The sequence below is a fragment of the Streptomyces sp. NPDC039480 genome (genome assembly GCF_055597165.1).
Genome location: NZ_JBVITX010000001.1, coordinates 1177500 through 1192118, shown reverse-complemented (window position 1 = coordinate 1192118; position 14619 = coordinate 1177500). Strand labels below are relative to the sequence as shown.

13 protein-coding genes and 2 pseudogenes are annotated in these 14619 nt (G+C 69.0%); 8 read left to right on the top strand and 7 right to left on the bottom strand.

Annotated features, from left to right (window positions below):
• Positions 1–124 precede the first annotated feature (124 nt).
• Positions 125–1408, bottom strand: a complete 1284-nt coding sequence (locus tag ACZ56E_RS04665; RefSeq protein WP_471210974.1) for an eCIS core domain-containing protein — start codon at positions 1406–1408, stop codon at positions 125–127.
• A gap of 210 nt (positions 1409–1618) precedes the next feature.
• A pseudogene (locus ACZ56E_RS04660) lies at positions 1619–1975 on the bottom strand (hypothetical protein); the annotation flags it as partial.
• A gap of 70 nt (positions 1976–2045) precedes the next feature.
• Here ACZ56E_RS04660 and ACZ56E_RS04655 point away from each other — a divergent pair.
• From ACZ56E_RS04655 to ACZ56E_RS04625, 7 genes and pseudogenes are all read left to right on the top strand, one after another.
• Positions 2046–2198 carry a hypothetical protein gene (locus ACZ56E_RS04655; RefSeq protein WP_471210971.1) on the top strand — a complete coding sequence of 51 codons (153 nt, stop codon included), beginning with the start codon at positions 2046–2048 and terminating at the stop codon, positions 2196–2198.
• Entirely contained in the window at positions 2195–2653 is a 459-nt protein-coding gene (locus ACZ56E_RS04650; protein ID WP_471210969.1) for a hypothetical protein, read from the top strand. The genes ACZ56E_RS04655 and ACZ56E_RS04650 overlap by 4 nt, the downstream gene beginning before the upstream one ends.
• A gap of 972 nt (positions 2654–3625) precedes the next feature.
• Complete coding sequence (locus ACZ56E_RS04645; RefSeq protein WP_471210967.1) at positions 3626–4168, top strand: hypothetical protein; 543 nt, start codon at positions 3626–3628, stop codon at positions 4166–4168.
• 196 nt (positions 4169–4364) lie between these two features.
• Positions 4365–4772, top strand: coding sequence for a hypothetical protein (locus ACZ56E_RS04640; protein ID WP_471210965.1), 408 nt, complete (start codon positions 4365–4367; stop codon positions 4770–4772).
• A 233-nt stretch (positions 4773–5005) separates the two neighbouring features.
• A pseudogene (locus ACZ56E_RS04635) lies at positions 5006–6481 on the top strand (zinc-ribbon domain-containing protein); the annotation flags it as partial.
• 24 nt (positions 6482–6505) lie between these two features.
• Positions 6506–7024 (top strand): hypothetical protein, encoded by a 519-nt coding sequence (locus tag ACZ56E_RS04630; protein ID WP_471211582.1) that lies wholly within the window; start codon positions 6506–6508, stop codon positions 7022–7024.
• Between the two features lie 68 nt (positions 7025–7092).
• Positions 7093–8186 (top strand): IS630 family transposase gene (locus ACZ56E_RS04625; protein WP_471210963.1). Its coding sequence is split into 2 segments (ribosomal slippage): positions 7093–7554 and positions 7557–8186, totalling 1092 coding nucleotides; the frame shifts between segments, so codons are not numbered across the junction.
• 155 nt (positions 8187–8341) lie between these two features.
• Here the strand turns inward: ACZ56E_RS04625 and ACZ56E_RS04620 are convergent.
• The 5 genes from ACZ56E_RS04620 to ACZ56E_RS04600 form a co-directional block, all read right to left on the bottom strand.
• Complete coding sequence (locus ACZ56E_RS04620) at positions 8342–9193, bottom strand: pirin family protein (protein WP_471211558.1); 852 nt, start codon at positions 9191–9193, stop codon at positions 8342–8344.
• 147 nt (positions 9194–9340) lie between these two features.
• Positions 9341–10078, bottom strand: a complete 738-nt coding sequence (locus ACZ56E_RS04615) for a YoaK family protein (protein ID WP_471210960.1) — start codon at positions 10076–10078, stop codon at positions 9341–9343.
• Positions 10059–10637: a DoxX family membrane protein gene (locus ACZ56E_RS04610; RefSeq protein WP_471210958.1), complete on the bottom strand. Its 579-nt coding sequence runs from the start codon at positions 10635–10637 to the stop codon at positions 10059–10061. Before ACZ56E_RS04610 ends, ACZ56E_RS04615 begins: the two co-directional genes overlap by 20 nt.
• Before the next feature lie 10 nt (positions 10638–10647).
• Positions 10648–11310, bottom strand: a complete 663-nt coding sequence (locus ACZ56E_RS04605) for a hydrolase (RefSeq protein WP_471210956.1) — start codon at positions 11308–11310, stop codon at positions 10648–10650.
• Positions 11311–11408: 98 nt separating this feature from the next.
• Positions 11409–13322 carry an amidohydrolase gene (locus ACZ56E_RS04600; protein WP_471210954.1) on the bottom strand — a complete coding sequence of 638 codons (1914 nt, stop codon included), beginning with the start codon at positions 13320–13322 and terminating at the stop codon, positions 11409–11411.
• Positions 13323–13599: 277 nt separating this feature from the next.
• On the opposite strand from ACZ56E_RS04600, the gene ACZ56E_RS04595 reads away from it, so the two are divergent.
• Positions 13600–14604, top strand: a complete 1005-nt coding sequence (locus ACZ56E_RS04595; protein ID WP_471210951.1) for an alpha/beta hydrolase — start codon at positions 13600–13602, stop codon at positions 14602–14604.
• Positions 14605–14619: the final 15 nt, after the last annotated feature.

The following is a 14619-nucleotide window of genomic DNA, read 5'->3' as shown; positions in this document are numbered from 1 at the left end:
TCTGACCTCGTCTCGTTGTTCGAAACAAGCTCGTATTCGCTTGGCGCTCATCGGCCCCATTCGGCCGCAGACCCCATGTGTCCGGGGCTTCGCGCACCAGCGGTCGGACACCTGGCCCGGGCCGTCAGGTGATCACGGGAGGGAAGCCCGCAGGTGCCGCTACCGGGCTGACCGCCTGAGTCACCCTGTCCATCTGTACGTAACTGGCGGTGTATTCGACACCTTCGGGTACGAGGTACTCCAGTTCGGCCGGGTTGTTCGACATCTGACCATAGGTGCGGACGGTGAAGGTCACGCCGTACCAGAAGGGTGCTCCCGCGTTGTTCTGCGCGTGGCGTGTGCAGGCGAGCAGCATCGCTTTCAGAGGCTCCTCGAACCTGCGGTTGAAGTTCTGGTTCGTACTGTTCGTCATGGGCGTCAGGTTGATCGAGACCCCGTGGCCACCCAAGTTGTCGTTCCACAGGTGGCCTTTGATCCAGCCGTCGCCGTCCCGCTGGTTGAGCTCGTTGACGAGCGTGCATTCGGCGGCCCCCGGACGAGAACCCCCGTAGGTGTTCCCGGGCGCGTTGACACTCGGCCCCAAGGTGACCGCGACACTGGATCCGCCTGTGCGAGCCAGCGGCCCACCGTACGGGTTCACGGGGCCGAAAGCAGGGGTGCCCCACACCGGCGGGTGCCTGTCCCAAGCGAGGAGCGGCAGATTCCCGGTGGCACCCCGGGTGGCGACGCGCTGCACCCGGACCTCCGCGGCAGCAGGTGCTCCGGTGGACCGGTCCTCCCCCACCGGCGACTTCCGCTGCACGGGCCTGCTCATCGCACGGGTGGCGTTGGCCTCGGCCTCACGCTCGAACCTGTCACCCGGATCGGAGACGCGAAGCCCCGCGCCGTTGTCAGTGCCGGCCACGGGCCCTTGACGTTGCTGGATGACGTGGGTGAGTTCGTGGGCGAGGGTGTGCTTGTCGCCGCCGCCGTCGCCGATGACGACGTGGTTGCCGGAGGTGTAGGCGCGGGCGCCGACCTCGGCGGCCGACGCTTTCGCGGCACTGCCGGTGTACAGCCGGACGTCGGAGAAGTCCGCGCCGAGGCGGGCTTCCATGTCGGCGCGGGTGGACTCGTCGAGAGGCCGGCCGCCACTGCGGAGGACATCGTGGACGGCGGACCTCTGTACCTCCGGTACCGCCTGCTGGTGTCCGCAGCCCGCGCCGTGCTGGTGTTGTTCCTGCGCCCCGAGGTGGCCGGCCTGACGGAGCATCTGGACGACCGCGGCGTTCCCGGCCGTGCCCTGTAGTGCCACGAGCTCCTGGGGAGAGGTGCCCCCGGCGGCCGCGCCTTCGGGCGCCGGGGTGCGGGCCGGTGCCCGGCTGGACTTCTTCTCGTCGGCGGGGCTGGGGTTCTCGCGGGTGCGCATGGGGCCTTCCGGGGAGACGGACTCGGGGTCCCCCCTGGATACGTGACGCGTGCCCCTCCGTGCCAGGTACTGATGGGCAGTGTTCGGTGTCTGAACAGGCAACGTGAGCGCCGCTCGCCCACCGCTTTCCCTGCTTGCCCCGCTGATGGCCGGCGGCCCGGGGCCGTCGTCCGGCGGGCGTGGCACCGGTCGCTCCGGGCAGCGGGAGGTTCAGGTCTCCACGGCTGACCGGCGCTCCGTGCCGCTCTCCCCGCGCAGTCGGCGGCGCAGTGCCGCGAACCGCGGGTGGCGCTCGCTGAGCTCCGCCGAGCGGCGGTCCAGCTCCTGCATCAGGCGCTCGGTGCGCTTGTCGAGGTCCTGCTCGTCCAGGATCCGGTCGACCTCGGCGAGCAGCGCGCCGTGCAACTGCCACTGCCTGGGGTGCTCCTGCACGTCCTCCAGCAGCATGTCGGCGACCCGGTCGCGGGTGGCCCGGCTCGCAGTCAGGGCGGCGGTCAGGCGCTCCTCGGCCTGCTCCGCGCTGGCGGCCACCTGAGTGGTGACCAGCCGGGCGAAGCTCACCGTGGCCAAAGCCTACGCCTCGTCAAGCCCCCATCAGAGCTGGACCCGTTGTCACGCTCGATGCTGGAGCACCGCGATGGACCTGCAGCGGCGGGAGACCGAAGCCGAAGGCATGCGCTACTGGCACGACAGCAGCCCCGACCAGTGGCACGCCGACGAACTGCCCTACCGCGAACCGTCAGCGGCCCCGCTGCCCGGCCAGCATCCTCACAGAACCCCTGATGCGTGATCGGGCAGCGGACTACTGCGGCGCGCCCCCTCCTGCGGACCATTGGCGTTCCACTCAGCACCACGGCGTGGACCAACCCCTCGCCGGACAGGGGTCAAACCTGGATCATCGACTACATCCACGAACCGCAAGTTCCCGCCCCCCTGCCTCACCAGGGGTACATCGATCTGCTCACCGCCCCGGAGTGCGGCCTGGCCATCACCGGTACCAGCCTGCACTGCTCCTGCGCCCGCTTCCCCGAATACACCACGGAATGCCGATTCAACGCCCGCGGCAGCACAGGACAGTTGGGCGCTCTCCAGGTGCGGTTCTCCCGCCCTACCGGCGACAATCTGGAGCTCTACCAGGAAGAACCGGACGACTACGAGGCCCGGCGCAAGCTCTATCGCCCGATTCCCTCGCACCTGCTACGCGGTTCCGCCGAGACATTGGGGCTGCCGGACCTCATCCCGTAGATCGTGGATACCGGTACCGGTCGGACCGCTGGTACCGCCGATGGACGGTGGCAAAGTGCCAGCCGTCGGCGGTCACCACGGGGCGACAAGTTGCGGGTTGGGTCGGGTCGGGTGGAGAGATTCACGGGCTTGCGGATCGATCGGTTGGCGAAGCTGGTGAACGTGGTGCGGGAGCGGGGTGGGAACGGCCCGGTGGTGGCCGTCCCTGGTGTCTGCCGTTGGCTGAGCGGGCGCTGCTGGCGGCGTACCGGGGCAAGTGCGGGGCTGGGGTACGACCATGCGGGGCGCCCGCTCGCTTCTATCCCGCCGAATGGCTCTGCGACGACCACCGGCCGTAGCCCACAGCGCGGACTACCCGTGGGACAGCCCTACCTGCTCCCGATCGCTCCCACGACTGCTCACTATGCAACCGACCCATGCCGCCGATGCCGTGGCCGCCAAAATCCGGACCATTTCCGGACCAACCCCGCGCGAAAGACTTGCAAAGCGCCGTTTTCCCTGGTCAGTCGGGGTGCAGCTGCTGTACCACCAGCAGACGAAGAGCATTCTTTGCTCCTATAGCCCAAAGAAACTTGGGTTCTTCTAGAGCTTCAAGTGAGCTGCCTGGAGGCGCCGTTACGCTCCAGCCAGCCCGAAACCGGAGTCGCTCTGGGTAATCAACAGACTGTCTCAGGTCGATGATCGGCCTGCACGAGGACTGCCCCCGGACCAATCACGGACCAGACTCCCGCTCGGGGTGAGGCAGGTGAGAACCCTCTGACACGTGTAGTGGCACGACCTAGCAAGACCGCTCAGGCGCTCCAGCGAGCTCCGCAGGCGTGGGCACACACTTCGTCCCCGACCGCTTTCATCACATGTGCCCATGACCATCGTGCCGACGGCCGTGTGTCTGGCCAGGTTCGTCAGCTCACTCCAGAGTCGTGAGGGCCGATTACCCGGCGGACTGTCAGTACCTGCGCGTAGCCTGCCGACATGTCCTCGACTACCGGTGAGCTCCGCCACGTCATGCTCGGCTCGATCTTCAGGCCTGAGGTTTCCCTGGGCCCGACCTGGGGCACCCCCCCCATCACCTGCCATGCCTCGGCAACGGGCAAGGGCAAGCTCCACGGAAGCGCCGAGTGCCGCACACTGCGGTCAGCCTCTTCTGTGAACCAGTTCGACATCCCCTTCGGCGAAGCCGTCGAGCGACTCTGTACGAACTGCCGATGGGCCCTGCTCACGGACAGCCCCATCCTGCCGCTCGGCGCAGCGGTGAACGACGTGGACTCTCTCACCATCTGGCTCGACAGAGACCCCGAGGACGAGGAGGACATCAAGGCCGAGCGTGACGCGGCCATCGCCCTCTCCACCGACGACTACCCGCACCACAGCAATGACGTCGGCGACGCGGATGAGGAAGACAACGAGGCTGAGCACGACGAAGAGCGGGAGCGCTATGACCGCGCCCGCGATTTCCGCTACGGACACCACTCACACTGGCGCCGACTGCACTCCTGCCTGATACGGAGCAACTAGGCAGTAGCCGATTACCCGTTCCTAGCCCCGTGGGCCGACGGGCTGCAGAGTCGGCTCACCGCCGTCCTCGACGCCGAGCGTCGGGCTTTCGCGGCCCTCGTCCAACCGGCCCATCTGCTGGAGTCTCGTCCCGAACGACGAGCGCTCCGAACGGACCTGGAGTCAGAAGATATGGTTTCGGGTACCGGCCTGGTGGGTGCTGGGGCCTCAAGGGCGCACAAAAGCCGCGCTGCTCGCCCGGCTGGAGAAGCTGACGTGGGACGAAGTCCTCACCCTGCGCCGCTCCTCCAACAAGGCGTGGCCGACCGATCGCGAAGACCCCGCCTGGTGTGAGGCGCAGGACCTCGCCAGAACCGCCGACCGAGCCACGCTGAAGAACGCACTGATCGAGCACACCGAAGCAGCATTGGACCGAGCAGCCCGCATCCACAGCAAGCGCGTACGGAACTTCTCAGACGAACAAAAAGCCGCGTGCTTCGCCGCCACGGCCCTCGCCATCGAAGACCTCTCCCCCAACCTCGCCCACCGTCTCCTCGGCCCCCTCCACCTCGCATTCGGCGACGTCCACACCTACCCCGTCCCCTCGTGGGTCGACAGCCTGTAGCTCGAGGCGAACTTACGGACGCGCATCCCGGTCCGGCTCCCAGCCGGGTCAGCACCGTGCACCAGCCAGCGTCCTATGTCATACCTCTGGTCTACAGTCTTTGCCGGTAGCCGTGCAGCTCGTTCGTGATTGCCGGTCGGCAACGCGCGCTGCCTGAGAGTCGCCACCGATCGTTTCATGGAGTGCACTTGCGCAGACCCGGTTCTCCGAAGGCGGCAGAGGAACCAGAGCTGATGAATGCGTGGCTGGCTGAGCTCAACGAGGGACTGGACCCAACTCGCCTGACCATCGGCAGCGCGAAGTACGCACACCTTCGCTGCCAGGGCTGCGGAGTGCCGTACCGGGTGCAGATCCGGCACTTCATGGCGGGGCACACCTGCCAGAAATGCGGCATTGCCCGACAGGTGCTTTCCTCCCGGCGGCCCGCCAGGGGGCGGTCGATTGCCGAGCTGAGGCCGGACTTGGCTGCGGAATGGGACAGTGAGCGCAATGAGGTCTCGGCGGCCGAGGTCGCCGCCCAGTCCAATGCGCCGGCTCGCTGGTGGCGCTGCCCTGCGGATGACCGTCATCGCTATGACATGCCGCCGAGCGAGCGCTGGCGCGGCAGTGGATGTCCGTACTGTTCGGGACACCGGGCCGGGTGTGGCAACGACCTGGCTACTGTTCATCCGGCGTTGGCAGCCGAATGGGTCACCGCCCCCGGTCGGCCAGGCCTCACACCCTCAGATGTCACTCCGTTCTCCAAAACCCGGGTCTCCTGGCGCTGCCTCCATGACGATCGACATCAATGGACGGAGATGGTCTCCCAGCGGACAAGCCGCCCCTCTTGTCCCTTTTGTGGTGGCTCGCGGATTGATGTCACGAACAACCTCGCCGTGCGGCGCCCCGATTTGGCGGCAGAGTGGCATCCAGAACTCAATGGCTCGTTGCGCCCGGAAGTTGTCGGCCCGACCTCCCGCCGCAAGGCCCACTGGAGGTGCGGCACGTGTGGTCACGTGTGGGCGGCCGTCATAGTGGAGCGCACCGGAAGCGGCAGCCGGGCCGGGACGGGGTGCCCCCCGTGCTCGTTGGGTCGGCGCGGTCAAACCCGGCGTCGGCCGCCTGCGGGGCAGTCACTCGCCGACCTCGCTCCCGATCTCGCAAGGGAATGGCACCCCACCCGCAACGCCCCTCTCACACCCGTCGACGTCCGGGCCGGTACTCCAAGGCCGAAGCGCTGGTGGATGTGTGCTGCCGGGCACGAATGGCCTGCCACGGTCGCCTCCCGGGTGGCCCAGGGTCGCGGCTGTGGATTCTGTGCGGGGCAACGAGCAACGCCAGAACGCAATCTCGCCGTTGTAGATCCGGAGATAGCCGCCACCTGGCACCCCAGGCTTAACGGTGCTCTGCGCCCCATCGATGTCCTGCCTGCGTCTGGGAGAACAGTGCACTGGCTGTGCCAGAACGGCCACACATGGAAGCAGCAGGTCAGCAACCGCGTGAGATTCAGGCAGTGCGGCGAGTGCGCCGGTCGGCGAGTAACACAGACCAATAACCTCGCCGCCGCACACCCCGATCTCGCGGTTGAATGGGAGAGGGTCGCCAACTGGCCTCTGCTGCCTCATCAGGTGCTGCCGGGTAGCAACATGACCGTGACCTGGCGCTGTTCTCGCGGTCACACCTGGGAGGCCGTCGTCGGTAACCGCACCCGAGCAGGTTCGGGATGCCCCCGCTGCCAGATGTCAGCCACCTCAGTGCTCGAAATCCGTCTGTATGCCGAGCTCGCCTTCGAGCTGTCACGGTGTGGCTTCACCACCGAGCACGACGTTCGCTTGACCGACCCGAAGATCCCCGCGCGCTACCGATCAGTCGACATGTTGTTCGTCGACGAAGGCGGAGGCATAGTCATCGAGTTCGACGGAGCCTACTGGCATGCCGCCGGACGCAGTCGCGCTGACCGGGACAAGACCGATGCGCTGCTGAACGCCGACTACGGTGTGCTGCGTGTTCGGGAAGCGCCGCTGGAGTGTCTCGGTCCCGAAGAACTCCCCGTCCCCAAGAACCAGCAGCCTCACCTGACCGCCGGTGCTGTACTGAAGCGCATGATTAAGCTGGACTGGCTACGCTCAGCCGACTCCCAGGTCGTCGAGGACTACCTCAGTGCCGGGAAGGCCATGGCCGAGCACTCCGCCAGGCGAATGATCCACGAGCGCGGCGGCTACGACCTCGCGACATCAGCCGCCGCGCTCCGCGCCAGGACGATGGATTCATGAATTACTGATCTGTTCGGGATGTTGTCGGGAGGAGTGACGGCTGGTGAGCCCCGCGGTAGGCCGGTGGTATGCGGTACGCACAGGGCGGCGGGCTGACCGCCGAGGGACGGAGCTTCAGGGAACAGATCCGGTTCGAGGCCGGCAAACGGTTCGCGCGGGGTGAGAAGAACGCGGCGATCGCGAAGGAACTGCGGGTGAGTGAGCGGTCGGTGGAGCGCTGGCGGCGGGCCTGGCGCCAGGGCGGCACGGCCGCTCTGGCCTCCGCGGGGCCGCCGAAACTACCCAAACTGACCGATGAGCGGTTCGCCGAACTGGAACAGGACCTGGCCCGGGGGCCGGCAGTGCACGGCTGGGAAGACCAGCGCTGGACCCTGGCCCGCATCCGGTCACTGATCCTCTGGAAGTTCGCTCTGGACGTCTCACCGGCGGCGGCATGGCGACTGCTGCACCGGCACGGCTGGTCCTGGCAGTCGCCCGCCCGCCGGGCCGTAGAACGCGACGAGCACGCAGTGGAGCTGTGGAAGAGGAATGTGTGGCCGCAGGCGGAATGACTGCGGCGGCGCTGGGAGCCTTCATCGTCTTCGAGGACGAGGCGGGCTTTGGCATGACTGCGTCGCGGGCCCGCACCTGGGGTCGGCGCGGGCAGACGCCGGTGGTGCGGGTGCGCGGCCGGTCCTGGCGCCGCTACTCGATCGCCGCCCTGTGCTGCTACCGGCCGGGCGAGCCCTCCCGGCTGATCTACCGGCCCCGCCGACACCACAAACACCGCGGCACGGGCCGTAACAGTTTCGCCTGGACCGACTACCGCGACCTGATCGTGCGCGCCCACATCCAGCTCAAGGCCCCCATCGTCCTCATCTGGGACAACCTCAACACCCACCGAACCACCGGAATGCGCCAGTACGCAGACGAGCATGACTGGCTCACCATCGTGCAGTTGCCCTCCTACGCACCGGACCTCAACCCGGTGGAAGGCGTCTGGTCACTCCTGCGGCGCAGCCCGCTGGCGAACATCGCCTTCACCGACGACACCCACCTAGAACAAACCCTCCGCCGCGGCCTGCGACACATCCAACACCGCCCCGACCTGATCGACGGCTGCCTCGCCGGCACCGGACTGCAACTGACCCACCATCCGACAACACCCCGAAAGGATCAGTAGACCTGGTCACACGTGCCGACACGCGCAAGCCGTGACCCGCGGTCGGGCCGATCACATCTGAGATCGGCCCAGCCCTTCCGGTACGCCCGCCGCGAGCGATCACGACCTCTCCCGATAGGGCTCCCACTCGCGTGCGCCAGACGCAAAACCCCAGCTCAGCGCACCCGTCCCCGCGGTTTCAGCGGCACGTTCGGCAGTTCGGGGGCGGCTAGTGGGTCCCCGTCGTATCCCCGCACGACACCGAAGCGGTCGCCTGCCATCCAGTCGTCGCGGGCCTGCGCGATGTCCTCATGCGTTCGGCCGATGAAGTTCCACCACATCACCAGCTCCTCCTCGAACGGCTCGCCGCCCAGGAGCATCAGGCGTGCAGTGGTGTCCGTCTCGTTCGTGAGGGTCAGGGTGTCGTGGCCCGGGGCGAGGTAGCCGAGTTCCGCTGGGTTCAGGGGGGTTCCGGCCATGGTGACTCGGCCCTGGTCGACCAGGAGGCCGTGTTCGAAATCGGTGTTCACGGCGAGCGTGGTCGTCGCGTGTGGTTGGAGGATTAGTTCGGCGCCCAGGAGTGGTGTGAAGGTACGCACCGGGGAGGCGTCGCCCGCCAGCTCTCCCAGGAACACCCGGGCTTCGGCGCCGTCCACCCGGAGCGGGGTCGGCGCATAGTGCTGGAAGTCGCGGGCTGCGTGGCGGTGTTCGTCGGGGAGTGCCACCCAGAGTTGGACTCCGTGGAGCACGGTGGTACGTGGCGTGGAGACCTCCGTGTGGCTGATGCCGTGTCCGCCGGTCATGAGGTTCAGTTCGCCGGGCCGGACGAACGCGTGGCTGCCCAGGCTGTCGCGGTGTTCGATCTCCCCGGTGAACAGCCAGCTCACCGTCTGCAGGCCCGTGTGCGGGTGGGGTGCCACGTCCATGCCGCCGGTGTCGGCGACGTCGTCGGGTCCGTAGTGGTCGACGAAGCACCAGGCGCCGATCAGGGTCCTGGCCCGCTGGGGCAGCGTGCGACGCACCGTCATCGAGCGCGGGCCGCCCAGCGGGACGTCACGGGCGGACAGGACGTCGGCCTGCACGGCGTTACTCAGTGGGCTTCCCACAGTTGCTGCACCCCATCGAGGTAATTCGGCTTTCAATAATCATGACAGGTGACGTGGCGGCCCGCCCTGTCACCTCAGAGGGCCCGCCCAACTCGCCTCCGGTGACGACACGCGTCGGGCGATCAGCGCCGTCGCCATGAGTGCGGCCAGGATCAGCCCCAGGGTGAGGGGGAGTTCGTCGTGCGCCAGGAGTACGGCTCCGGTCAGCGCCCCGATGAAGATGGCCAGGACGGAGAGGATTCGTCGGCCCGGGCGGGGGGCCGCGCCGCCGGCCGGTGCGGAGTCCGCGGCGAGGCCCGTCAGGGTCAGCGTCAGTACCGTCGTCGTCAGGTCCGGGACGGCCAGGCGGCGGGCGACCGCGTTCTGCAGGCCCATGGCGAGGCCGAGAAGGACGATCAGGGTGTACTGGACCGGCGTGGTCACCCGGCCGTGCGCCAGCGCGGCCGCGACGAGTGCCGCGGCGACCAGCGCCGCCTGCAGCGCCGCGGCGAGGGCGAGCAGCCGCCCGCGGTGTGCCGCGAAGCGGGTGCCAAGCCGTCCTCCCCCGAGCGCGCCCGCCAGGAACGCCGCCATCGAGACCACGGAGGCCAGCGCCGACAGGCCGTCCGCGCCCGCCAGGGCGAACCCCAGGAAGACGACGTTGCCCGTCATGTTGGCGACGAAGACGTGCCCCAGCGCCAGATAACTGACGGCGTCCACCAGACCGGTCACCACAGTCAGTGCCAGCAGGAGCGGCGGCAGCGGCCCGTGCCGGTCGCCCTTCGGCGGCACCAGGGTGTGGGCCGCGTCAGTCAGCAGCGCGCGCATACGGACTCCTCCTGTCGGCCCCGGTCCCGGCCCCGGCCCCGGCATCGGCATCGGCATCGGCATCGGCATCGGCATCAGACGATCGGTGCAGCACCGCGCGGGTGAGCAGTCCGCTCGCCGGGCCGCCCACGAGAGCCACGGCCTGCACCCAGGGTGGCCAAGGGGTCAGCCCCAGGGCGTGGTCGGCCGACCAGCGGCCGGGCCCGGTGAGGACCAGGACCGCCGCGGCCGCCACGAGCACCAGGGGGTACTCGTAGCCGTCGTTCTGCACCCAGAGCCCGTGGCGCCACTTGACGGTGGCCGCGACCGTCATCACGCCCATGGCGGCCATCGCCGCCGCGGGCGTGAGGGCGCCGGCCGCCAGGAACAGGCCGGCGCCGATCTGGCTGCCGCCCGCGGCGAGCGCGGTGAGCCGCCCGCCGCGGAAGCCGTCGTGGCGGAACTCCTCCGTGCCGCCGGCCAGGCCGTTGCCGCCCAGCCGGAAGCTCACCTTCTGCACTCCGTGGCCGGCGATGAGGAGGCCCACCACCAGCCGGAGGACCAACAGTCCGTTGTCCATCGTGTTCGGGTCAGCCCGCCGCGTGGGCGCCGATGACGGCCTGGGCGTACACCACGCCGAGGCCATAGGCGCCGGCGTGCTCCTTCACGACCTCGGTGACGGGGACGTATGTGTCCGTGCGCGCCCAGTCGCGCTGGAGTTCGAGGAGCACCTGCACCCAGGTCACGGGGATGGCACCGCCCTGCACCATGCGCTGGACGGCGTGCTCGTGGGCCTGCGGGCTGACGCCGCCGGAGGCGTCCGTGACGACGTACACCTCGTAGCCCTGGGCGATGGCGGAGAGCGTGGGGAGCACGACGCAGACTTCGGTCCACAGCCCGGCGATGACGAGCTTCTTGCGGCCGGTGGCCTTCACCGCCTCGACGAAGGGGGCGTCCTCCCAGGCGTTCATGGAGGTGCGGTCGACCACCTCCTGTTCCGGGAAGACCGCGGTGAGCTGCGGCAGGATCGGGCCGGAGAAGGACTCGGCGGCCACTGTGCTGAGCACGACGGGGACGTCGAAGACCTTGGCGGCCTTCGCGAGTCCCACGGTCGAGTTGATGATCGCGGTGCGGTCGCCGCTGCCGGTGCCGAAGAACATCTGCGGCTGGTGGTCGATGAACAGGACGGCACAGTTGTCGGGGGTGAGCAGGTCGGGGCCGGGCGCCGGGGTGACCTGAGAGATGTCCATCATAAGGGTGCCTTTCTGGGTGTGGTGTGACCGCGGACGGGCGTCCGCGACGTGGTGGGAGGAGGGGTTCGGGGTAAGGCGGTGAGGGGTGGGGGGTGGGGTCAGAGGTTGAAGCAAGGGTCGAAGACGGGGGTCTCGGTCTCCGGGGTCAGGCCGCGCCGCGCACGCCACTGCCGGTGCTGCTCGGACTCGGCGACGGCCTGGCCGAGCAGTTCGGCCTGCCGGGCGCCCGACCGGCCCGTACGGGGTACGGCCTGGTAGCCACCGAAGTGCGCGACCGGGCTCCACTCCGGGCTGACCGGCGGCAGTTCCTCGTCGATGCCCTCGTACTCCGCGGCCGCGTACACGATCCGCCCGCCGACGACGGTCAGCAGGGACTCGATGTGGGCGATGTCCTGTTCGGGGACGGTGAAGTAGTCCTCGGACAGGACGGCGAAGTCGCCGAGGCAGCCCGGTCGCAGGACGCCCTTGATGTCCTGTTCGCCGGTGAGGGCGGCGCCCGCCTCGGTGAACATCGCCAGCGCGGTGCGCCGGTCGACGCGGTTGTGGGGCGGGCGGACCACCAGGTCGCCGATGGTGCGGCCGGTGATCAGCCAGTGCAGGGCGATCCACGGGTTGTAGCTGGAGACACGGGTGGCGTCGGTGCCGGCGCCGACGGTCAGGCCGCGCTCCAGCATGGCTCGGATCGGCGGGGCGTCCGCGGCGGCACCGGGGCCGTAACGGCTGAGGAACGCCTCGCCCTGGAACGACAGCCGGTTCTGCACGGACATGGCTCCGCCGAGGGCGGCGACGCGGTCGAGGCTGTCGGCGGAGACCGTCTCCGCGTGGTCGAACAGCCACCGGTTCCCGGCCGGGAAGAGCCCTTCCGCGGCGAGCTTCTCGAACACGGCGAGGTCGCGTCTGATTGTCTCGTCGTAGGTGGCGTGCAGCCGGAACCCCCAGCCGTTGGCCATGAGTAGGCGTACGGCGGTCTCGAATTCCCCTTCGTAGTCGGGGGTGAGTTCCGGGCGCGGCTGGGCGAAGTTCTCGAAATCGGCCGCCGCCCAGGTGAGGTTCTCCCCCGCTCCGTTGAGACGCAGCCATTCGTCGCCGTCTTCGGGGCGGGCCATCTCGATCCAGCGTTTCAGGTCGGCGATTTCCTGTCCGGCCGTCTGGGGAAACAGGTGATAGGCGATGCGGAGCGACAACTCACCGGCTTCGGCGAGTTCGACGACCGTGCTGTAGTTGTCCGGGAAGTTCTGGAATCCGCCGGCCGCGTCGATCGCGGAGGTGAGGCCGAACCTGTTCAGTTCGCGCAGGAAATGACGGGTCGACGTCCTCTTGTCCGCACCCTCCAGGACCGGCGCCTTGGCCAGGGTCGAGTAGAGGACGAGGGCGCTGGGCGCGGCGAGCAGCATGCCGGTGGGCTCGCCGTCCCGTCCTCGTACGATCTGACCGCCCCGGGGGTCGGGAGTGTCCCTGGTGTAGCCGGCGGCGTTGACCGCGGCGCGGTTCAGGACGGCCGCCTGGTACAGGTGCAGGACGAACACCGGGGTGTCCGGAGCGGCGGCGTTGAGCTCGGCGACGGTCGGCAGCCGCCGCTCGGCGAACTGCTCGGCGGACCAGCCTCCGACCACCCGGACCCACTGGCCCTTCGGGGTGCGGGCCGCCTGCTCGCGCAGCATCGCGAGTCCCTGGCGCAGGGTGGGGACGCCGTCCCAGCGCAGTTCCAGTACGTAGTTGAGGCCGCCCCGGATCACGTGCAGATGCGAGTCGTTCAGGCCCGGGATCATGCGGCGGCCGAGGGCGTCGACGACCCTCGTGGCCGGTCCGACCAGGGCGGCCATGTCCTTGTCGTCCCCGACGGCCGTGATGACGCCGTTCCGTACGGCCAGGGCCTCGGCCCGGGGATGGCCGGGGTCTCCGGTGTGGATATTCGCGTTCCGGACGACGAGGTCCGCGGCATTGCCTGCGGCGTGGTCCGTCGCGTTGGCCGTGGTGCTGGGGACCAGCCCACCGACCGGCATCGTGGACACCTTTCGACAACCTCCTGCTGTTTCGGAACCGCTCCATCGCTTCGCCGCAACGCTATGGCGGGCCGAAACCGCCGTGTTTTCCAGCAGTGCACTGTTGTCGGTCCGACAGTGCACTCACTCCAGTTCTCGCCGTGCGCTGTCGGGTCAGCGTCGGTGCGCTGGTGGTCAATTGGCGGCGCCCGGCCGCTTTTAGCGTGGGGACCCACAGCCCCGCAGCGCTTTTCCTCGGGGCTTTCGCCGGAAAACCGGCGCATCACATGACACTCAGGAGAACCACATGTCCGACGTCGTCGAGTCGCCCCAGCCGGTCGAACCCGTGCAGCCGGTGCAGCCGGTCCTGGAACCGGCGGCCGCCGCCTTCGCCGCAGCGACCGCTCAGTCGCCCTATCTCTTCGAACTGCCGCCCGCCGAAGGCCGCAAGGCGGTCGACGAGGTGCAGTCCGGCGACATCGAGAAGCCGGAGATCGACGAGGAGTGGATCACCGTCCCCGGCGGCCCCACGGGCGGTGTCCGGACCCGCATCGTCAAGCCGGCCGGTGCGCGGGGGACGCTGCCGGTGATCCTCTACATCCACGGCGCGGGCTGGGTGTTCGGCAACGCCCACACGCACGACCGGCTGGTCCGCGAGCTCGCCGTCGGCGCGCACGCCGCGGTCGTCTTCCCCGAGTACGACCTCTCCCCCGAGGCCCGCTACCCGGTGGCCATCGAGCAGAACTACGCCGTCGCCCGGTGGATCGTCCAGGAGGGTTCGGCCAAGGGCCTGGACGGCGGCCGGCTCGCCGTGGCCGGTGACTCCGTCGGCGGCAACATGACCGCCGCGCTGACGCTGATGGCGAAGCAGCGCGGTGATGTGCCGCTGGTCCAGCAGGTGTTGTTCTACCCGGTCACCGACGCGAGCTTCGACACCGGTTCCTACCACCAGTTCGCCACGGGGTACTTCCTGCGCCGCGACGGCATGCAGTGGTTCTGGGACCAGTACACGACCGACGAGGCCGAGCGCGCCCAGATCACCGCGTCGCCGCTGCGGGCCTCCACCGAGCAGCTGACCGGGCTGCCGCCGGCGCTGGTCGTCACCGGCGAGGCGGACGTGCTGCGCGACGAGGGCGAGGCCTACGCCAACAAGCTGCGCGAGGCGGGCGTTCCGGTCACCGCCGTCCGCTTCCAGGGCATCATCCACGACTTCGTCATGCTCAACGCCCTGCGCGAGACCCACGCCGCGGAGGCCGCGATCACGCTCGCCACGGGCACCCTGCGGGCGGCTCTCCACCGCGCCGACGCCTGACGGCACCTGAGACAC

Excerpts from the sequence above, each read along its gene's own strand:
- ACZ56E_RS04665 (WP_471210974.1), bottom strand. The coding sequence starts at position 1,408 with ATGCGCACCCGCGAGAACCCCAGCCCCGCCGACGAGAAGAAGTCCAGC.
- ACZ56E_RS04655 (WP_471210971.1), top strand. The coding sequence starts at position 2,046 with ATGGACCTGCAGCGGCGGGAGACCGAAGCCGAAGGCATGCGCTACTGG.
- ACZ56E_RS04610 (WP_471210958.1), bottom strand. The coding sequence starts at position 10,637 with ATGGACAACGGACTGTTGGTCCTCCGGCTGGTGGTGGGCCTCCTCATC.
- ACZ56E_RS04645 (WP_471210967.1), top strand. The coding sequence starts at position 3,626 with ATGTCCTCGACTACCGGTGAGCTCCGCCACGTCATGCTCGGCTCGATC.
- ACZ56E_RS04615 (WP_471210960.1), bottom strand. The coding sequence starts at position 10,078 with ATGCGCGCGCTGCTGACTGACGCGGCCCACACCCTGGTGCCGCCGAAG.
- ACZ56E_RS04620 (WP_471211558.1), bottom strand. The coding sequence starts at position 9,193 with ATGACGGTGCGTCGCACGCTGCCCCAGCGGGCCAGGACCCTGATCGGC.
- ACZ56E_RS04595 (WP_471210951.1), top strand. The coding sequence starts at position 13,600 with ATGTCCGACGTCGTCGAGTCGCCCCAGCCGGTCGAACCCGTGCAGCCG.
- ACZ56E_RS04605 (WP_471210956.1), bottom strand. The coding sequence starts at position 11,310 with ATGATGGACATCTCTCAGGTCACCCCGGCGCCCGGCCCCGACCTGCTC.